This window comes from Pseudomonas sp. P7758 (genome assembly GCF_013386485.1).
Taxonomy (GTDB): Bacteria; Pseudomonadota; Gammaproteobacteria; order Pseudomonadales; family Pseudomonadaceae; genus Aquipseudomonas.
On record NZ_JACARS010000281.1, the window covers coordinates 1 to 307 of the forward strand.

Here is a 307-nt window from a genome sequence, read left to right on the forward strand (position 1 = left end):
TCGCGGATATTCCCCGGCCACGCATGCTGCGCCAATAACGCCAAGGCCTCGCGGTCCAGCTCATGCTGGCTGCGCAACTCCTCCAGAATCGCCTCGCTCAACGCCGGCAAATCATCCAGCCGCGCGCGCAACGGCGGCACCTGGATCGGCAGCACATTCAGCCGGTAATACAGGTCCGCCCGAAACTCCCCGCGCTTGATTGCCGCTTCCAGGTCCATGGACGTGGCCGCAATCACCCGCACATCGCTGTGGATCATCTCGTTGGAGCCCACCGGCTCGAACTCTTTCTCCTGCAACACCCGCAGCA

Annotated in this window: 1 protein-coding gene; it reads right to left on the reverse strand. The window is 63.5% G+C overall.

The features are described from left to right. Positions 1–307: sigma 54-interacting transcriptional regulator (locus tag HX873_RS31495; RefSeq protein WP_177123873.1), on the reverse strand; the 307-nt coding region annotated here is incomplete at both ends.